Below are 20,879 nucleotides of genomic sequence, written 5' to 3'. Positions count from 1 at the left end.
AAACTGTAAGAACGGTTCGCCGTCGGCAGGGAAGCGCCGGTGGACTCTGAACCGCGCTATACCATCTTGCCTGGTTGTTTCTTGTAATTAACGCTTTGAAAATAGTTTTATTTTCTCTATTCCTGTTTATAAAACTTCCGTTCAGTAGGACGCATTCTGCACCCTTCCTAGATTTACTGGCAAAGCTGAGCCCAGACAGAGTGTCATATTGCAAGATCCCGTTTCCGTTGTCTTATTACCAGATTTTTGCGGTCGAAAGATTGCCTTTTTCTTGATTGAATGATAATTATTATCATTTGTATATGGTGATAATTACTATATAGCCGTAGCCTGGCAAGGATGTGAGCTTGAGGACAACCGCTTTACTTGAGACTTTGTTTAGGGAATGGGTATGAGAGTTAATAAGATCCTCTGGTTAATAACCGTGGTTTTTTCAGGGGTTAATAGTCCATTATCAGCAGCAGAATATTCTGAGGGCAACGGCGAAACTATGGTGGTTGAATCCACCGCCGAGCAAGTATTAAAACAACAGCCAGGTGTTTCGATTATTACCCGTGACGATATTCAGAAGAATCCTCCTGTTAACGATCTCTCCGATATTATTCGTAAGATGCCGGGGGTTAATCTTACCGGCAATAGCGCCTCGGGGACGCGTGGGAATAACCGACAAATTGATATTCGCGGAATGGGGCCGGAAAATACCTTAGTGCTGATTGACGGCGTACCGGTGACGTCGCGAAATTCGGTACGCTATAGCTGGCGTGGAGAACGCGATACCCGTGGCGATACGAACTGGGTGCCGCCGGAGCTGGTAGAACGTATTGAAGTTATCCGTGGGCCCGCCGCCGCGCGCTATGGATCTGGCGCCGCAGGCGGGGTGGTGAACATCATCACCAAACGCCCGACTAACGACTGGCACGGATCGCTGTCGCTCTATACCAACCAGCCGGAAAATAGCAAAGAGGGCGACACCCGGCGTGGTAACTTTAGTCTTAGCGGCCCGTTGGCTGGCGATGCGTTGACAATGCGGCTGTACGGTAATCTTAACAGAACCGACGCCGATAGCTGGGATATTAACTCCTCAGCCGGTACGAAAAATGCCGCAGGGCGGGAAGGCGTCACCAATAAAGATATTAATAGCGTCTTCTCATGGAAAATGACCTCGCAGCAAATCCTCGATTTTGAAGCAGGATACAGCCGACAGGGAAATATCTATGCCGGCGATACGCAAAACAGCACCTCAAACGCGGTCACTAAAAGTCTGGCGCAGTCCGGGCGGGAGACCAACCGCCTGTACCGACAGAATTACGGTATTACTCATCACGGTATCTGGGACTGGGGGCAAAGCCGTCTCGGGTTTTACTATGAAAAGACCAATAATACCCGCATGAATGAGGGGCTTTCCGGCGGCGGCGAGGGGCGTATTACCAACGACCAGACGTTCACCACTAACCGCCTGACCTCATATCGCACCAGCGGTGAGGTGAATGTCCCTGTGATATGGCTATTTGAGCAAACGCTCACCGTCGGCGCGGAGTGGAACCGCGATGCCCTCGAGGACCCATCTTCGACTGGCTTGACGGTGAACGATAACAATATCGCAGGGATTTCCGGTTCGGCGGCTCATCGTAGCAGCAAAAATAAATCGCAAATCAGCGCGCTGTACGTTGAAGATAATATAGAACCCATGGCCGGTACCAACATTATTCCAGGCCTGCGTTTTGACTACCTGAGCGAATCCGGTAGTAATTTTAGTCCCAGTCTTAACCTTTCCCAGGAGTTAGGGGAATACGTCAAGATGAAAGCAGGTATCGCCAGGGCCTTTAAGGCGCCGAACTTGTATCAGACCAGTGAAGGGTATTTACTTTATTCGAAAGGTAATGGGTGCCCCAAAGATCTTCCTTCAGGAAGAGCGGGATGCTACCTGGTCGGTAATAAGAATCTCGATCCTGAAATTAGCATCAATAAAGAGATTGGGCTGGAATTTACCGTAGAGGATTACCATGCAAGCGTAACGTATTTCCGTAACGATTATCAGAATAAGATTGTCGCAGGCGATAAAATTATTGGGAAAAGTTCATCGGGCGCTTATGTACTGCAATGGCAGAACGGGGGGAAAGCTCTGGTTGAAGGTATTGAAGCCAGCATGGCTGTTCCTCTGATGCCGGATCGTCTGAACTGGAATACTAATGCGACTTATATGATCACCTCCGAGCAAAAAGATACCGGTAATCCGTTATCGATAATCCCGAAATATACGGTGAATACCTCCCTCGACTGGACTATCACCAGTGCGCTCTCCGCTGGCGTCAACTGGACGTTATACGGCAAGCAAAAACCGCGAACGCATGCGGAGTCGCGCAGTGAAGAGACCAAAGGATTGTCCGGGAAAGCGCTGGGGGCTTACTCACTGGTAGGCACCAACGTTAACTACGATATCAACAAGAACCTGCGTCTTAATGTCGGTATCAGCAATATCTTTGATAAACAGATTTATCGCTCCGCTGAAGGGGCAAATACCTATAACGAACCGGGGCGGGCTTATTATGCCGGTGTGACGGCGTCGTTTTGATGGGTTATGCCCGCCGCTGGCGGGCATTTTCTGGCGACGGGTTAATTGCAGCGTGACTTTTGGCCTGCCTGCTCGCGACTGATATCCAGCAACGCATTGCGAAAAGAGACGTTAAACATGGGCCCATGGCCCTGGCCCGGATAGTCCTGTAAGGCAGCGTTAACGCCGTTGTTCTCAAGCGTTATTACGGTCTTCTGAACTTTTTGCAGGAGCCTGGCCATCTGGCTTTGCCTGCTATCTCCACTCGACGCAGAACCTTCCATGATAATGAGTTTTTTATGACAGAACGGCGGCGGGGTCACTGCCATGATGCGCTTCAAAAGGGCAAAATTATCTCTGTTGAGCGACGGGCTGGCACTGTAGTACATATAGAAGAACGATGACGACAGCCAGGAGTCCAAAACGAACAGGCCACCATAAGAGTGCCCCCACACTCCGCGCCGTTCGGGGTTGATGGCTATTCCTTGCTCCACCTGCGGCGCGATATGCGTCTCTAGTCGCTGGCGGAACGCTGGCCCGCCGCCGGTCTTACGATGAAAGCGCGGATTATTTTCATTGTCTTCGCTGCCAGTTCCCAGCACCGGCGTATAGTCATAAGCTCTGCCATTAAGATCAAACGGCAGGTTTGTCTGATAACCAATCGCCACAATCACCGGCGGCGAATGATCTGCCAACTGTTTGAGTAACGCCTCCGACAGCCTGTCCATCACCGCGTTACCATCCAGCATATATAGGACCGGATAGCCCAACGGCGGGGCGGGTTTATAGGGGATAGCTGTCCACACCCGATAATGTCTTGCGCCATCGGCAGATTGGAAGTCATTGACCCTGAAATTGTAGTATTCGGAACCTTTATCGGCGATATTCGGCCCTAATGGCTGCATATCCGGTTTCGTATAACTCAGCTTGCTATAGACGAGGGGAAAACAAAAGCTCGCTAAAAATAGCGTTATACGATAGCGCTTGTGGCGGTACTCGCGACCATACATCTGATGATTATTCCTTTTTTGGCAGGTGAGGTATTAGCGGGGCAGTAGGCTTAAACCGTCAATCAGCGCGCCGCGCCACCATGCGTAATCGTGGCCGCCAGTGTACACGTCGCAGTGGCTTTCGACGCCGGAGGCACGTAATTTTTCATGCAATTGTTTTACCTGCGGGACCGTCGAACCTTCTAACGATCCCACGCACAGATGCGTGCGTACGGCTGGCGATGGCGCAGATAGCACATGTTCGCTGATCCAGGAGCGATCTTCTCCGCTGAAATGGTCCGGGCGGCTGCGGTTGTCCGGCGTCCACCACATCGAGGGCGAGTGGCTTAATACCAGGCCAAAGCTTTCTGGCACGTGGCGGGCAGCCATCAGCGCGGTCACGCCGCCGAGGCTTTGCCCGGCCAGCACCGTTTGTCTACGGTCCGCCCACCGCCGCTCAGGGTGTTCGGCGCGAATGGTTGGCAGCAGGCGTTCGGCGATATCCAGCACCAGTTCGCGGCGACCGCCGAGTATCGCGACGCGTTCATGCTCATCAACGTTATCAATGCCGAGCACGGCCACTGGTGCGATGCGCCCACTGTTGATGGCGGCGTCAATGGCGGCGCTCACCCCAAGATGGTCGAACCAGGTTTCGCCATCTGTAAGGACCAGTAAACCCAGCGGCTGTATAACAGGAACCTCAGGAAGATACAGCCGCACACAGCGAGGTTGCCCGGCGAGCCGATGTTCTGCGGTGAAAAGCTGCCCGGCGTAAGCGCGGCGGCCAGACCACTCCTCCTGGGCCGGGGCATTATCCAGCGCCAGAATGGATTCCTGCGCATTGCCCCGAACATTTATCCCCGGCGTTCTGTTCAGCGGGTCTGCCTGCCCGACAAGGGTTGCGAAACGGCTTCCAAGCTGCAATACCGTCTCGTCCGGGGTTTCCTGTGGTATTTCTGTCATCGTATAGGAACCGCAGTAGGATGCCGGTAAGCGAAGGGTCAGATGCCAGATATCCGTTGTGGGGAGTTGAGTCATCATACCTTTCGTCACGTTGTCTTTGTCGGTGACACGGTTCAGACGGACATAAACTCCCTGTAAGGGATAGGCGGCACGCCACAGGAAGGTGACTTCCCGTTCGTCGTCTGTGCCGTCAATCGCAGTCACCAGCGGTAGCGCGAGCGAGTTTGCCTCTTGCCAGAAGTGGAAAACGTCAACCTGGCTTCCGGCGGCGAGCTGGCGGCGAAGGCGCGCGGCAGTCTGCATCGCGACGGGATCTCCGGGTGGGCTCAGTCTCATTATCGATATTCCATCTCATTGATATTTTGGTCAGTCTCAATAGCTAAACGGCTGTTACAGGAACAGCCGCTTGCGGGCTTTCTTTTGCGTAAATCGTGTCGATAAAAACTATCCCATAACCTCTTCTTGCGTATCGCGTGTCTGGCAGACGCTGTCCCGCCACAGACGAGCATACAGGCCATGAGTCGCTATCAACTGCTCATGGCTGCCATATTCAGCGATACATCCTTTATCGATTACGACAATAACATCGCAACGGCGAGCGGTGGTCAGCCGGTGCGCGACGATAAGCGCGATGCGTTTCTCGGTATGCGTCACCCTGGTAAGCGAGGTCATTAAGCGCTCCTCGGCGCTGCGGTCGATACGCGCTGTCGCCTCGTCGAGCAGCAGGATATGCGCCTGCGCCAGTTGGGCGCGGGCGAGAGCAATCAACTGACGCTGACCTGCAGACAGATCCGAACCGCCGTTATTGACCGGAGTACGAAACCCCTGCGGCAGATGTTGCACGGTTTCCAACAGCCCCGCGCGTCGTGCCGCAATTTCTACCTCCGTGTTGCTGCTGGCTGGCCGCGAATAGCGGATATTTTCGGCAATATCGCCGCTAAATAATGCGACATCCTGAGAAACCAGCCCCGTCTGGCGACGATAATCGGTAAGCGACGCCGTATCAATTACGCGCTCACCGATGCGGATTCGCCCGCTGGTGGGAGAGTAGAGCCCGGCCAACAGCTTAATCAGCGTCGATTTGCCGGCGCCGCTACGTCCGACCACCGCGACTATCGTTCCTTGCGGAATGGTGAGCGAGATATTATCGAGCGCAGGTTGCGTTTCTTCGGGATAGCGGAACGTTAATGCCTCCAGACGCAGCGCGCCAGTCGAGGGCGTTATGGATGACGGTGCGATATTCTCCGTTTCCTCAGTCGCCAATAGCGCATTGATATGTTTGCCGCTGGCGGTCGCCTGCTGCCAGGAATCGACAATGCCTGACAACTGCTGAACCGGGCCGTAAAATTGCCCCTGTAGCAGGAAGAACGCTGCCAGTACACCGGGCGTCATTTCGCCTCCGGCGACCTGGGACGCCCCGATTAAAAGCACGGCGGCATAGGCGGCCTCGGTGCAGAAGGTCAGGAACGGAAAATAGACGGCAAGGTATTTTTGCGCCCGCACGCGGGTGGTGCGGAAGTTGTTTGATAACGCCCGTAGCCTGGCGGCTTCCTGCTCCTGCTGGCCGTGCGACTGTACTACCCGCAGGCCGGAGACCTTCTCCTGAAGCGTACTGTTAACCTTACCAATCTCCAGCCGTGCCTGCGCGTAGGCAGGCGAGCTCAGACGGCGATAAATCCACGTCGCCAGCATCACTACAGGCACGGCGCTTAACGCCGTTAACGCAAGAATGGGGTCAAGCCAGAACATTGCAGCGGCGATAGCGACCATCGTCACGATGCTGGTTGCCGCACTGGCAAGGCCGTTTTGTAGAAAACGGGCGAGTGAGTCGACATCGACGGTCATACGGGTAAGACGTGAATCGATGTTCTTCTCGTGCCAGGGGAGACTCAGGCGTAGCAGATGGCCGAAGCTGCGTAAGCGTACCGTATGCTGTACCGACTCTGCCGCGCGGGCGGCGAAGATCGTTTGCAGCGCATAGCAGCACCAACTGATCGCCACCAGGCACAGCGCGAGCAGGGCGGATATGCCGATAGTCGACATATTCCCTACGGCAACGCCTGAGTCAATACCGCGCTGCAACAGTACCAGCACGCCAACGCCCGCGGCGGAATCAAGCGCGATAAGCAGGGCGGCGATGACAAACATCCAGGCCACTGGCGTCAGCAGCGATGAGACCTGGCGCCCGTGACCTGCCAGCGCCATCTGTACGGCGCGTTCCGGAACGCGCGTCATCCGGTCGACAAAACCTTTTCCGGCGGGCGTCTGGCACTGATGTGCGTCGTCGGATTTTGCCGACTGCGTTGTTGGCCATAGCTCATGCTGTTCCGTTGGGGAGAGGGCGAGAAAATCACCATCGCCACGCATCAACGAGCGGAACGTCGGACATCTTGCGTCCAGTTCCGCCTGAGTGCCGATATCCACTACGCGGCCTTTATCCAGCACGACGATCCGATCGGCTAACTGTAGTGTTGAACGGCGGCGCGCAATCACCAGCAACATATGTTCACTATCGGCATAACGCCCAAGAGCCGTATTAATTTCCGCTTCGGTGCCAGCATCGACCGCCGAGGTGGTGTCATCAAGGATCAACAGTTCCGGCGCGGTAATCAATGCCCTGGCCAGCGCAATACGCTGGCGTTGTCCGCCGGAGAGGTTAGCTCCGCGTTCGGTCAGGCGGGTGTTAAACCCCTGGGGCAGAGCATTAATGAACCCGCTGGCGCCTGCGGCATCGGCGGCGCGTCGAATATCGTCCTGAGTAGCCTGCGGATACCCATAGGCGATATTTTCCGCCACCGTACCGGCAAACAGAAAAGCGTCTTCAAAAACTACGCCAACGTGACGACGGAGCGCCGTAAGTTTCAGGTCGCGAATATTTTGTTGGCCCCTGGTGGTGTTAAGCCACACCCCGCCGGAGGTGGGATCGTAAAAGCGCGCCAGCAACATCAACAATGTTGATTTTCCTGAGCCGGAGGCGCCAACTACCGCCACGGTTTCACCGGCGTGAATGGAAAACGAGGTCTCGTTGAGGATACGGTTGTCGTTGCCGTAGTGGAAACTCATCTTCTCCACGTCCAGCCCGATAATCTGACCCCCAACCGACTCGGTACCGTCTTCCATTAGAGAACGTGTGTCGATAAGCGCGAAGACGCGCTCCACCGACGCCTGAGTGCGCTGTGCGATAACCAGGAACGATGCCAGCACGCGGGTTGGGCCGGTCAGCATGGCGAGAAAACTCGCGAACGCGACGAAGGTTCCCAGATCGATGTGCCCGTTCATCACCGACCATCCGCCATAGCACAGCAGGATAATTTGCCCCAGCACCGGTAGCGCCAGCATGGTTGCGCCCGGCATCGCCTGCGAGATAGCGGCGCCGATGCGTACCCGCACCATCTGTCGTGACTGACTATCGAGCCAGCGCGTTTCGCGCAACTCCGCCACGCAGGACTTCACCACCAGGATCTGTTCCAGTACTTCGCGCATATGTTCCGTTATCTGCGCCAGCCGGTCTGAGGCAAGCCCCGTTTGCGCGAAAACACGGCGACGGGCGTGCAGGGCGGTAATGGCAAGGGCCGCCAGTACGCCAACCACGATAAGCGTCATGGAGGGCGACATCCACAGCATTACCGCGATACCGGCAATATAGTAAGTGAGCACCGCCAGAGGCACCGGACACATCTGTAGTAGGGTATGCACCTGTTGAAGATCGCTATTGGTACGCGAAATGACCTGTCCGGTACGTAAAGCGTCCTGGGCCGCTCCGTCCAGTTTTTGAATACTGTCGAACGCGCGGCTACGTAACGTATGCTGAACCCACAACGAGAGTTCTCCGGCATAGCCGCGGCGCACGTAATTACCGATGAAATCAAAAAGTGCAATTAATAGCAGGCCGCAGGCGAGCAACGGCAGGCGGGTCGCATCGCCTGCTATCGCGTCATTGACGGCCTGACGCGTTATCAGCGGCGTCAGCGCGGCCAGTAAAATGGTCGATACCGATGCCACGATGACAATGGTGCTCAGTGTTTTACGTTCCCAACACACGCGGGCAAGGCGAACTATCCAGGCACGAGCGGGCATGGGGGAATGAGTCGCGGGCATTAAGCCTCCTTATCTGTGAAAGATGAGATATGGCGACACCGGCAGGCCTCAGCCGCCATATTGTCATTACGCTGCTACAGCATGGCGATCAGTTTTTTTGCTACCTCAGTCGGGCAAGGCTGCGCAGCCATTTCCGCCGCGACCTCCAGCGATGCCTCGCGAAGCGCGCTATTACCGAGGAAGGTATTGATCATGCTGCTCGTAAGTCCGCTCTTACCGGGAATAATGCCGCATCCGCGCTCGACCACGGCGCGGGCATTGACGGGTCTGTCGGCGCCCTGGCCAAAGACTATCTGCGGAATGCCGGCATGCAGCGCCGTCAGGGTGTTGCCTGCGCCGCCATGGTGGATAAAACCGTCGGCGCCGTTAAGGAAAACGCCCATCGGAAGCCAGTCAACCAGACGGACATTCGGCGGCAGTGAACGTAAATCCGAGCGGGCGTTTGCCGGAAGATGCAGGATTATTTCGGCATCTACTTCGCCGGCGGAATCCATTACCCAAGAAATCAGATCCAGGCCATCCACCATCGGTTTGACGGTGCCGAGGCTGACCAGAAGACGCTTGCGATCAGGTGTACGTTCCCACCATTCTTCCCAGACGGCGCCGCCGTTATACGGGACATATTGCATGGAGATAACCGGCTCTCCGTCATTTTGCAGTATGCTCATGCTGGGCGGTGTGACGTCTATCCACGCCAGATCTCTTGGCGGAGCGCTGACCCCATGGCGGCGGTAGGCGTTAGAAAGTGATTTCGTCACGCCTTTAATGTGCCAGGGCGTATGGCCGAAGCCGACGGTTTGCATCACTACCGGAATGCCATACTTAGCGGCAATCAATGGCCCAACGACCCCAAGGGGAGGGTAGACGATGAGATCTGGCCGCCACTGTCCGGCGAACGCGACCAGCGGGTCGGTCATTTCTTCGCTGAAGAATGAGAAGTTCCCCATTTTTGTTCCAATGTTATTTTCTTTTCGCAATGCCTCCTGACGGCGATAACCCGCTTCTGAATCGAAACCTGGCGCAGCGTCAAATACCACCAAGCCAGCTTCTGCCGCTTTCTGTGCAAATTTTCCACCGCTTGCAATCAGCACTTCATGGCCATTAACACGAAACGCTTGCGCCAGGGACAGCACAGGGTATAGCAGACCATACAGTGGTGGACCGACAAACAGAATACGCATGAGAAATCCTCTCTCTCCATGTCATAAAGCGGATAAGCTCTCTAATGAGAATGATAATAATTACCAATACCATTTAAAAAATGCAATAACAAATATGACACTTGATAACGTGATGATTTGCTTTCCAAAGAATCGGGAAGGGAGTAGAGCGTTAAACGGTGAAGTCAGCTTTTCGTACTATTTACGCGTGGATGGGCGCGAATGCAAAGCGCCAGGACCAGGGAGCTGGATTCGAATATCAGACGCCCGTGGATTATTAATGATAACTCGCGAATACCCCTTCAGGCGATGAGGTAAACGTACCGGTGGCGATTCAGTATGAGTATTGATAGCGTGCTGGTTGGCAATTTAATTGTGTTCGGCGACAATGATAGCGGGTGAAAACAAAACAGCGTTATCGCGTTCGGCGCTAAATCCCATACTACTTGCGAGCCTGATTATCGCTATGGCGCCACCACTGTAGCAATTTTGTCCCATCCGGCTTCGTTAACCCATCAAACCCGCTTTGACATCATTATTCTAATATTGCGAACGAACAGCGCTTTGTCCGGAATATTGTCACTGTTTTGCGATTTTTGTAGCGTATCTGCAACCAGATTTATTGTTTCTTGAAAACCAAGCTTTATGAAAATGCAGAAATAACGGGTAACTGGCATCATCCCCGCTTTTTATTCAGGGGATTCATCATGCTTATTGGCTATGTGAGCGTATCAACAAATGACCAGAACACCGATCTACAACGTAATACGCTGAACTGCGCGGAATGTGAGCTGATTTTTGAAGATAAAATCAGCGGCACGAAACCCGACAGGCTTGGGCTGAAAAAGCTGTTCAGGACATTATCTGCAGGTGATACCCTGGTGGTCTGGACGCTGGAAAAACTGGGGCGCAGCATGCGGCATCTTGTCGTACTGGTTGAAGAACTGCGTGAGCGTGGTATTAATTTTCGCAGCCTGAGTGATTTTATTGATACGAGTAGGGGGGATGGGTCTATTGCTATCCCTACACGGTGAATGCAATCCTAATCGGATTGGACTTTTATAATGTCACCATTCTGGCCTAAACGATAATTATCACCATCGTACACCGTGAAAGTTATACCAAAATTCCTGCTTTTCTCTGCGGAAAAAACGGCATCCTTTCTGATACAATTTACTTTTTTTCATATCATCAAAGCAAAGTCTGTCATATTTCTTTTCTTCTTTATAAACATCGCTAAAACTAAAAAATAACAGTAAAATAGCCAGAAGATGATGGTTTAGGGATATCATATTTTTCTTTCAATACATCTATATTTTTTAGCCGCCAGTTTATTTTCCCCTTATCTGTCAGCGGGGAATTCCCTTCAAAGAATCGATTTTCGCAATTCATCTTTATCCTTTGTCGGGTAATGCTTATATTCCTGGTCAATATATTTTTCAACAACCCCGCTAACCGTAAACGAGAGCTGTTTGGTGTGCTATCCGACAAGATATGATCCTTCAACGCCCTGTCCAGCAACATATATCTGAACGGTGCGCCGTTTGCTTTCTGTATATGGGGAATCATCTGCTTTATTAGCGGCTTGTAAGGGCCGGACATCGCAAAGAGGCCGGATAACGCCCGGAGCTCGTCAAAGAGAATAGCGGCGCACTGCTGCCGGATGATTTCTCCCTCTCCACGGGAGCCGTGAAATATTGGTTGTGGCTGGTTGAACGAGGTGACTTTTGTCAGAGTGTAAGGGTTCGCCCTGGTGGAAACGTCTGTCAGATGAAACTGTGCTTTTAGCTGGCTTTCAGAACGGTCGCTGCAGCGCATATCACTGGCGCTGTAGTCATCCATCTTTCTTCTGCGACTTCTGAAGCCCGCTTCGGCGCTGAGGAATCCCCAGTAATGGGCGGGTAAAAAAGACAGGCATAGAGTTTTGTGATCTAATGATTTGTGCAACCAATTCAATGAGATCACCTCTATGCCTGCTCTCCAGGTATGTCAGAATTTTTTCCGCGATGCGTTAGCACCGCTTCACAAATACCGACAAAATGCTTTGCTGGATGCCACCATTGCTCTCATCAATGGCGCATCACTGACGCTGACAAGTATCGGGCGTTATTTACCCGGTACGGCTCAGGTCAAAAATAAAATCAAACGCGTTGACTGACTGCGCGGTAATGAATCTCTTCACCGCAATATCCCACTGATTTTCAGAAATATTATTGCCATGCTGACGAGCCAGTTATCTCTTTGTGTCATTGCTGTTGACTGGAGTGGATATCCATCTCAGGAGCATCACGTGCTCCGCGCCAGCCTGATTTGCGACGGACGTTCGATACCCTTGCTGAGGTGGATAGTTCCTTCGGAGAAACAGCAAAATGCAAAGGTACAGCAGGCCTTTCTTAATACTCTTGCCGAAGCGGTAAACCCAGAAGCAAGAGTGATCATCGTCACTGATGCAGGGTTCCAGAATGCCTGGTTCCGGCACATAGAATCACTCGGATGGGATTTTATCGGGCGCATAAGGGGAAATATCCAGATGCGGCTTAAGGCCAAAGGCGAATACTGGTTCAGACGTCAGGAATTGCAGGCCAGTAGCAAACCGGAATATCTGGGGCCTGGGACGCTTGCCCGCTCAGAATATGCGCGGTGCGATGGTCATTTTTATTTGCATAAAAAAGAGCCGAAAGGCCGGAAAAATAAATGCTCCCGTTGCGGTATAGCCAGACCATCACAGCCAAAAGATGCCATCCCGGCGGCAAAAGAACCGTGGTTAATATTCAGTAGCACTGATGACTTTAAGCCGCGAGTGATCATGAAGTTATACAGCCGCCGAATGCAGATTGAGCAGCACTTCAGGGATGAAAAAAGTGAGCGCTTTGGGTTCGGTCTGCGGGCCAGTTACAGCCGTTCGGCAGGAAGAGTGCTGGCGCTGAGACTGCTGGCAACGCTGAGCACAATAGTCCTGTGGCTTGTAGGTTATCACGCTGAAAATAAAGGATTACATTTAAGGTATCAGGCCAACAGCGTCAGGACACGGCGGGTTATCACGTATCTGACGTTAGCGGAGAATGTCTTACGACAGTCCCCGCTAATTTTAAAACGAACGGTGCTGCGCACCGTTCTGAATCACCTCGCCAGAACCTACCAGAATATGGTGTTGGTTTATTAGCGCAGATTTATGGGGATCCCTCAATGCCATGGCGGGACGACCATGGCTCCGCCGATAACCTTATTGTGAAATTAAGACCAGGGGGAGATGATGTCTGCCGGACAGATACTATGTGTAAATTTATAAAGGTTTTTTGTTATGCCCTTTTATGTTGGAAGCGGATGTCGTCCCGCCACCATCAGTAACCGCCGCATTTATCGTATTGCCTGGTCTGATACCCCGCCTGAAATGAGCTCCTGGGAAAAATGTAAGGAATTTTTTTGCTCAACGCATCAGACTGAAGCGCTGGAGTGCATCCGGACGATTTGTCACCCGCCGGCCGGAACGACGCGGGAGGATGTGGTCAGCAGATTTGAACAGCTCAGGACGCTCGCGTATGCCGGATGCGAGGAAAACATTCATTCCGGCCTGCACGGGGAAAACCACTTCTGTATCATGGATGAAGACAACCAGGAGATATTATCAGTCACCCTGGACGACGCCGGGAACTATACCGTGAATTGCCAGGGGTACAGTGAAACACATCACTTCACCATGGCAACAGAACCGGGAGTGGAACGCACAGAACACGCGGAAGGGGCATCCGGGACATCCTGCCTCCCTGCCACAACGGCGCCACAGACGGCAGCAGAGTATGATGCTGTCTGGTCAGCATGGCAAAGGGCGGCGCCAAAAGGAGAGGCACGCGGCCGCGCAGCAGTGGTACAGGAAATGCGCGACTGCCTGAAGAACGGCAATCCAGTGCTTAACGTGGGGGGGGCAGGTCTTACCACTTTACCAGACCATTTACCACCGCATATTACAAAATTGATTATTCCTCGTAATAATTATCTGACCCGCCTGTCGAGGTTGCCGCCAGGACTACGGGAGCTGTCGGTAGATGGTAATCTGCTGGCCAGCCTGCCGGCGCTGCCGCCAGGACTACAGTCGCTGTCGGTCCCTGGTAACCAACTGCCCAGCCTGCCGGATCTGCCGTCAGGACTACGTAAACTGTGGGCCTCTGGTAACCGACTGACCAGCCTGTCGGCGCTGCCGTCAGGACTACGGGAGCTGATTATTTCTAGTAACCGACTGACCAGCCTGCCGGCGCTGCCGTCAGAACTACGGGAGCTGTCGGTCTCTCATAACCTGCTGCCCAGCCTGCCGGAGCTGCCGTCAGGACTACAGGAACTGTCGGTCTCTCATAACCGGCTGACCCGCCTGCCGGAAAGCATCATTAGTCTGCCCTCATACGCAAGAGTAAATCTGGATGGGAATCCGCTGTCTGAACGCACTCTGCGGACTCTGCGGAACCTAACCAGCGCTCCTGGCTATTCAGGCCCCAGGATACGATTCGATATGGCGGGGCCTTCCGTCCCCCGGGAAGCCCGGGCACTGCACCTGGCGGTCGCTGACTGGCTGATGCCTGCACGGGAGGGGGAACCGGACCCTGCAGACAGATGGCATGCGTCCGGACAGGAAGATAACGCCGCCGCCTTCAGCCTCTTCCTGGACAGACTGCGTGAGACGGAAAACTTCGAAAAGGACGCGGGCTTTAAGGCACAGATATCGTCCTGGCTGGCCCTGCTGGCTGAAGATGATGTGCTGAGAGCAAAAACTTTTGCCATGGCAACCGAGGCAACATCAAACTGCGAGGACCGGGTCACACTTGCTCTGCACCAGATGAAGAACGTACAGCTGGTACATAATGCAGAAAAAGGAGTATACGATAACAATCTCCCGGGGCTGGTTTCCACGGGGCGTGAGATGTTCCGTATGGAAATGCTGGAACGGATTGCCCGGGAAAAGGTCAGAACGCTGGCTTTAGTCGATGAAATTGAGGTTTATCTGGCGTATCAGAATAAGCTGAAGGAATCACTTGAACTCACCAGCGTGACGGCAGAAATGCGTTTCTTTGGCGCGTCCGGCGTGACGGCTTCAGACCTTCGGAGCGCTGAGCGTCAGGTGAAAGCCGCCGAAAACAGCGAGTTCAGTGAGTGGTTACTGCAGTGGGGCCCGTTGCACAGCGTGCTGGAACGCAAAGAGCCGGAACGCTTTAACGCGCTTCGTGAAAAGCAAATATCGGACTATGAGCACACGTACCAGATGCTGTCTGACACAGAGCTGAAACCGTCCGGGCTGGTCGGTAATACCGATGCAGAGCGCACTATCGGAGTAAGGGCGATGGAAAGTGCGAAAAAGGAATTTCTGAATGGCCTGCGCCCTCTTGTGGAGGAGATGCTGGGTAGCTATCTGAAAGTGAAAGCCCGGCGGCGTCTTAACTGAGCACGATATTCACCGCGCCAGGCGAATGGGGTGCGGTGCGACAAAGAGATTTCCGGATAAACAATATCAGACAGCACAGATGATGCACAGGTGAAATAGCGGGAAAGCCCCTGATTTTCTGTTCCCCATAAATGCTGATATATCACAACAGTGTGATGACCAGTCTGGGAGAGATGACGCCCCGTGCGCCGACAGTGAAAAACTTATGGAAGTGCTGGACCAGCTTAACGTGAAAGACGGTAAACGGGCTTTACGCATAGCGATCTCCTTCGTTGGCCGCTCCTTCATGAATTGGTATACGCTTTTAGGTATACATCCTACCGTATACCTAAACGTATACCAATAATCACCGGATTTAGCTGGATGCTCTCGGACAATGACAGACACAAAAAAGCCCGCAGGGCTTGTGCCGTGCGGGCTTTCTGTACTTCACCGGACGTATCCGGATAATTATTTGGTGGAGCTGGCGGGAGTTGAACCCGCGTCCGAAATTCCTACATCCTCGGTACTACATGCTTAGTCTGTCTTTACATTCGCCTGGCACCTGCGGACGGACACGCCACTACCAGACTAGCCTGATTCGTTTTAACGCTTCAACCCCAGGCAGGGCATCCACGCGATCTCTTTTGGGTTTGACCTCTCTTTGATCCCCGTCTTAAGAGCGGAAGCTAGGGAGAGAGGGCTCTAAGCAGGTTATTAAGCTGCTAAAGCGTAGTTTTCGTCGTTTGCGACTATTTTTTTGCGGCTTTTTACGAGGCCAACCGCCCCTCGGCATGCACCTTGGGTTTCGCAAATCCCGTCGAATCCAGAATCAGCCCCAATGTGTAGGATAAGTATAACAGACTTGTGACAGGCGTGACCAGCCCCCGTATTCTCTTATCCTCAACGATTTACCGCTCGCGCAGCGCTTCTTTAGCTCGATTAAATGGTTTGATTAAATAGTCGACGATGGTTTTTTCACCGGTTTTGATATCTACCGTGGCGATCATGCCAGGAACAATCGAGAAACGACGCCCTGATTTATTTTGCAGGTAGTCCTGATGGGTGCGGATAAACACTCGATAGTAGAAAATTTCCGGCTTCACTTTATCCTGAATGGTGTCCGGCGAGATGGTCTCTACCACACCCTCAAGTCCGCCGTAAATGGCATAATCATAAGCAGTGATTTTAACCAGCGCGCGCTGACCAGGATGAATAAAGGCGATATCACGCGGCGAAAGGCGGGTTTCAATCAGCAGGCGATCGTCTACCGGCACTATCTCCATCATCTCGCCGTTAGGCGGGATTACGCCGCCAATCGTCGTGACCTGGATATTCTTAACAATGCCGCGTACTGGCGAACGCACGGTGAGGCGGGTGACGGAATCCTCGCGTCCTTTTAAAATGGCGGAGAGCATATCTACCTCGGCGTTCGCTTTCGATAGCGCTTCGCGTGCCTGCACATAATATTGTGAGCGCAGGTCGGTGATTTTTAAGCCTAAATCGCTTTTTTGTCGTTGCAGTCGCAGCACTTCAACGTGGCTGGCCGCGCCACTTTTCTCCAGCCGCTGGGTAATGGCCAGCTCTTTATTGACCGACGCCAGCGCATCCCGTAGTTCGACTTCGGTATCGGCCAGTTGTGCGCGGCGGCTTTTATAGAGACGTGTCTCTGCGTCAATCAGATCCGGCCAGTCATTTAGCTCATCGGGAAAGGCGAGGGGTAAGTCGCTGACTTCCGCTGTTAACCGTGCGCTGGAGGCGAGTGAAGCGCGATATTTTGCCGCGCTTTCGCCAACATTGGACGCCAGACGCGTAGGATCAAGCCGGGCGACAATCTGGTTAGCCTGAACCCTGTCGCCTTCCCGCACCGTCAATTGCGCCAGGATGCCGCCATCCAGTGACTGCAGAACCTGTTCGCGTGAACTGGGGATGACTTTTCCGTTTCCGGTGGAAACCTCATCCAGTCTGCCAAACCATGCCCAGACGCCGAGAATGAGAAATAACAGCGAACAGATCAGGACAATACGACCTGCGCCGGAAAACTCCCGTTCACGATGAATATCGGGATCGTCCATCGCGGCATCATGCTGACTGGTTTTCATTTTTCCACTCCCGACGGTGACTTTGTATCCGATCCGCGTTAAGCGCCTGCGCTTTTGGCGCGTCCATCACCAGTTGTCCCTCTTTCAGGACGACGACACGCTCAACCAGCTCCAGTACCGGCACCCGGTGCGTCGCGACGACCAGTGTGCGGTTGCCAAGCCATTGATGTAACCGCTGAATAAACTCTCGCTCCGTATGTTCGTCCAGCGAGGCGCTGGGTTCGTCAAGTAGCACAATATTGGGGGAGCGAAGCAGCATTCTCGCCAGCAACAGGGACTGACGTTGTCCGCCGGACAGGCCGTTACCGCCTTCCATAATGGGATGATCCAACCCTTTTGCCAGCCGCCTGACAAAGACGGCGCCGCCGCTGACTTCGAGCGCGTCAAAAATCTGTTCATCGCTGGCGTGCGGCGCACCAAGCGTCAGGTTCTCACGCAGAGTGCCGAAAAAAAGCCGTGCATTCTGGCTGAGAAAGCCGATGTTACGGCGCAAATCCGCCATATCGATGTGCGACAAGCTAAGATTATCAAGCCGGGCATCCCCCTGAATCATTTCCAGACCGCCCGCCATCGCCTGTAAAAGCGTGGACTTACCCGCGCCGTTACGCCCCAGAATCGCAATCCGCTCACCCGGCATGATCTCCAGACGGACGAGGCGCAGCGGTATGCGTTGATCGTCGTTATGGTAACGAAACTGGGCGTTTTCAAACAGATAATGCCCATGGAGGATGTCACGGCGCACCAGACTATCATCATGCTGTGTCTCAGTTGGCAGTTGCATAATGTTGTCGAGACCCATCTTCGCCGCTTTCACCTGCTGCCAGCGCGCCAGTACGCCGCACAGGTTAGCCATTGGCGCTATCATCCGCGAGCCGAGCATCGACGCGGCGACCACGGCGCCGGTAGTCATACTGCCTTCAATCACCATCGGCGCGCCGAACATAATTACCGCGGCGTACACCAGACTTTGTACCGACATCCCCCAACTGATAAGCCCTTGCGTGAGCTTGCGGGTGCGTAGACCCGACTCGCCGGTAATACGGATATAGCTATTCCACTGTTGGAGAAAGCGGTTCTCCGCCTGCATCAGTTTAATATCTTCCAGCCCCTGCACGCTTTCGACTAAGACCGCATTACGTAGCGTCGCTTCGTGGGCGGCCTGGTTGGCGAGGACAGCCAGTTTTTTTTGCAGCGCGACGCCTGGTAGGATCATCAACAGAGCCGATACTGGCGCTATCCATGCCAATGGCGGGGCGATAACCGCCAGGACTATCATAAAAAGGAAAAAGAAAGGCAGATCGACAATGGTTGCCAGTGTTGAAGAAGTGATCATCTCGCGGATCTGTTCCAGCTCGCGTAACTGCGAGATAAAACTACCGGTGGAGCGGGGGATAGCGCTGTTGCGCAGCCTCAGCGCGTGACCGAATACCCGATCGGAAATGCGCATATCGGCGCGTTTACCGAGCACGTCCATAATGTGCGTACGCGCTTCACGCAGCAGAAAACCGAACAGCACCGCTACCAGCACGCCGAAGGAGAGAACATACAACGTAGGATACGACTGAGCAGGGATCACTCGATCGTAAACCTGCATAGAGAACACAATCCCGGCCAGCGACAGCACGTTAATCAGAAAGGCGGCGACCATTACCGGTAAATAAGGGCGGATATCCTGTAGCACCAGCTCGCGCATCCAGTCGGGTTTAAAGCGGGAGATATAGCGGTCGACGCGACTATCCTTGAGCGCCGATAACGGGCGTAGCGCGGCGACATAGATGATCTGCGGCAATAATTCGCTGAACGTCAGGCGGTTACGCTGCCCCTCTTCTTCGATCATAAAAACGTCTACCGCATCCTCGCCATTAGCATGTTCGATGACCAGTAACTGCCCGTCCCTGAGCTCGACAACCAGCGGAAGCCGCCACTGGCTAAATGCCGCTTTGTCTATACCCGGCGCATGAAAGGATAAACCCGCCTGTCGCGAGAGGTGCGTTAAGGCGGTCGTTCTGCTTTTACCCCTAAACCACGGGGCATTGGCTTGAATCGAACCGGGAGAACAGGCAACGCGATAGTGCCCGGCGACATGGCTGATAGCCTGCGCCCATTGGCTCAGATCTCGCTCACTGAGTATCTCTTCTACATCGGGGGCGGCGCGGGTCATGGCTGGATCTCCACGGACTGAATACTACGATGATTTAACGCGAACGCCTGACGAAGCGCGCCGGTGTTATACAGGCAGTTCAACTGCAACTGGTGTAACTGACTTTCCGTTTGCAGTTCGGCAAAGCGCGCCTGGTAAACCTCCTGCTCCGCATTAAGCACGTCAAGCAGCGGGCGGGAACCGAGGTCAAGGTATTGCTGCTGATACAGTTCGCGCGTGCGTTCGCTAAGCTGTTGTTGCCGACGAAGGATTTGTAACGCGCTGGCAAGACTCATCGCCTGGCTGCGTGCCTCCATCAGTCTCCGGCGGACATCAAGCCGGGTACGCTGGATGGTCGACTGAGCCGCGTCTACCGCATGGCTGGCGGCGTTACGTCGGGCGGTCAGCCCTCCGCCCTGGTAAATTGGCATCTCAACTTTCACCCAAGTGGAATACTGGGTTTTGTCGAGCACTTCATGACTGGGATATTTATCATTGAGATAATGCTGTACGGAAGGTTCGAGCGAAATCGTCGGCGTCATTTGCGCGTTAGCATACTCCAGATTCGCCCGCGCAACGTTGGCCTGCGCCCAAGCCGCCAGCACTGCGGGCACCAGCCGATCGTCGGGGGTAACAATCTCACAGCTACGAGCGAGTTTTGCCGGGAAGTCATTACTGATGCTGTTAAGCGATTTCCAGCCCAGCCAGCTCATTAGTGATGCTCTCGCACTGTCGAGATTGGCCTGATATTGCGCCAGTTGCGAGCGGGCGGATTCGATTCTGGCTTCGGTTTGCACTACGTCAGATAGCGATGTGGCGCCCTCATCGCTACGCTGACGGGTGAGTTTACCGATACCGTCCAGCGCGACGAGCTGTTCTTCCGCCGCTTCGACCATTTGCTGCCAGCTCTGCGTTTGGACAATGGCGTTGGCGGTTTCGTGCGCGACGGTATCAATACTGAGCAGCACATTGGCCTGTTGCTGCGCTGCGCCTGCGGTTTCGGCGCGCACCTGGCTTGCCACTTTGCCGAAGTCATAAAGCATTTGCGATACTGACAACACCAGCGAAGGGCTATATCCGTGATCGGTGTAAGTATTGCTGTACCCATTATTCACGCCTGCGCTGACTTGCGGATAATATTTCGATCTGGCGACCTCTATTTGTTCATTCTGTGCGAGCAGTTTGCCGACGGCTTCGCGAATAGAAGGATGCCAGTTAACGGCGCGATTGACCGCGTCATTGAGCGTCAGGTTGCCAGGCGCGGCGGCGCTGAGCGGCAACTCGGCGGCGGAGCCATCCAGCGAAGGGAGCATCTGGTCCGTTGCTAATCCTTCGGATGTAATAATTGGCGGCGCTTCTGCGCCCCGGGTCTGGTGATGAAACAAAGCAAATGCCAGTACGATGGCGGCAGGAGTAACTCTTCCCATTTTTTATCCCTTTTAAATATCACCGCTTGTTGCCCCGGACGT

General features: G+C 53.8%; 9 protein-coding genes, 1 other RNA gene and 4 pseudogenes. 5 read left to right on the top strand and 9 right to left on the bottom strand.

The window, feature by feature from the left end; genetic code table 11:
- Positions 1-391: 391 nt before the first annotated feature.
- Positions 392-2,572 carry a TonB-dependent siderophore receptor gene (locus F4V61_RS15620; protein WP_275952350.1) on the top strand — a complete coding sequence of 727 codons (2,181 nt, stop codon included), beginning with the start codon at positions 392-394 and terminating at the stop codon, positions 2,570-2,572.
- Between the two features lie 41 nt (positions 2,573-2,613).
- Here F4V61_RS15620 and F4V61_RS15615 read toward each other — a convergent pair whose 3' ends face one another.
- The 4 genes from F4V61_RS15615 to iroB form a co-directional block, all read right to left on the bottom strand.
- Positions 2,614-3,561, bottom strand: a complete 948-nt coding sequence (locus F4V61_RS15615; RefSeq protein WP_080161162.1) for an alpha/beta hydrolase — start codon at positions 3,559-3,561, stop codon at positions 2,614-2,616.
- 33 nt (positions 3,562-3,594) lie between these two features.
- A complete protein-coding gene (locus tag F4V61_RS15610; protein ID WP_079829642.1) occupies positions 3,595-4,839 on the bottom strand; it encodes an esterase family protein in 1,245 nt (414 codons plus the stop codon).
- A gap of 108 nt (positions 4,840-4,947) precedes the next feature.
- Positions 4,948-8,601 carry a salmochelin/enterobactin export ABC transporter IroC gene (gene iroC, locus F4V61_RS15605; RefSeq protein ID WP_079835362.1) on the bottom strand — a complete coding sequence of 1,218 codons (3,654 nt, stop codon included), beginning with the start codon at positions 8,599-8,601 and terminating at the stop codon, positions 4,948-4,950.
- A 74-nt stretch (positions 8,602-8,675) separates the two neighbouring features.
- Positions 8,676-9,782, bottom strand: coding sequence for a salmochelin biosynthesis C-glycosyltransferase IroB (gene iroB, locus F4V61_RS15600; RefSeq protein WP_001221116.1), 1,107 nt, complete (start codon positions 9,780-9,782; stop codon positions 8,676-8,678).
- Positions 9,783-10,468: 686 nt separating this feature from the next.
- Here iroB and F4V61_RS15595 point away from each other — a divergent pair.
- A pseudogene (locus tag F4V61_RS15595) lies at positions 10,469-10,771 on the top strand (recombinase family protein); the annotation flags it as partial.
- A 32-nt stretch (positions 10,772-10,803) separates the two neighbouring features.
- Here the strand turns inward: F4V61_RS15595 and F4V61_RS22865 are convergent.
- Positions 10,804-11,579: pseudogene (locus F4V61_RS22865) on the bottom strand (DUF3289 family protein).
- Positions 11,580-11,730: 151 nt separating this feature from the next.
- On the opposite strand from F4V61_RS22865, the pseudogene F4V61_RS15585 reads away from it, so the two are divergent.
- The 3 genes and pseudogenes from F4V61_RS15585 to F4V61_RS22685 all read left to right on the top strand — a co-directional run bounded on the left by F4V61_RS15585 (position 11,731) and on the right by F4V61_RS22685 (position 15,189).
- Positions 11,731-12,924 (top strand): annotated as a pseudogene (locus tag F4V61_RS15585) (IS4 family transposase).
- Between the two features lie 138 nt (positions 12,925-13,062).
- Positions 13,063-13,491: pseudogene (locus F4V61_RS22625) on the top strand (E3 ubiquitin--protein ligase); the annotation flags it as partial.
- A 144-nt stretch (positions 13,492-13,635) separates the two neighbouring features.
- Positions 13,636-15,189, top strand: coding sequence for an NEL-type E3 ubiquitin ligase domain-containing protein (locus tag F4V61_RS22685; protein WP_345941266.1), 1,554 nt, complete (start codon positions 13,636-13,638; stop codon positions 15,187-15,189).
- 455 nt (positions 15,190-15,644) lie between these two features.
- On the opposite strand, the gene ssrA is transcribed toward F4V61_RS22685, so the two are convergent.
- The 4 genes from ssrA to F4V61_RS15555 all read right to left on the bottom strand — a co-directional run bounded on the left by ssrA (position 15,645) and on the right by F4V61_RS15555 (position 20,837).
- Positions 15,645-16,008, bottom strand: a transfer-messenger RNA (tmRNA) gene (gene ssrA, locus F4V61_RS15570).
- Between the two features lie 71 nt (positions 16,009-16,079).
- Positions 16,080-17,243 carry an HlyD family type I secretion periplasmic adaptor subunit gene (locus F4V61_RS15565; RefSeq protein ID WP_079829292.1) on the bottom strand — a complete coding sequence of 388 codons (1,164 nt, stop codon included), beginning with the start codon at positions 17,241-17,243 and terminating at the stop codon, positions 16,080-16,082.
- A 7-nt stretch (positions 17,244-17,250) separates the two neighbouring features.
- Positions 17,251-19,431, bottom strand: a complete 2,181-nt coding sequence (locus F4V61_RS15560; RefSeq protein ID WP_000196132.1) for a type I secretion system permease/ATPase — start codon at positions 19,429-19,431, stop codon at positions 17,251-17,253.
- The gene (locus F4V61_RS15555) at positions 19,428-20,837 is read right to left on the bottom strand and encodes a TolC family outer membrane protein (protein WP_000533925.1); all 1,410 of its coding nucleotides are present in this window, start codon (positions 20,835-20,837) and stop codon (positions 19,428-19,430) included. The genes F4V61_RS15560 and F4V61_RS15555 overlap by 4 nt, the downstream gene beginning before the upstream one ends.
- Between the last annotated feature and the right edge of the window lie 42 nt (positions 20,838-20,879).

Origin of the sequence: Salmonella enterica subsp. arizonae (assembly GCF_008692845.1) — a bacterium.
In the GTDB taxonomy this organism is placed as follows: domain Bacteria; phylum Pseudomonadota; class Gammaproteobacteria; order Enterobacterales; family Enterobacteriaceae; genus Salmonella; species Salmonella arizonae.
The sequence above is the reverse complement of the archived record's forward strand: the minus strand, read 5'-3'. Positions and strand labels throughout refer to the sequence as shown.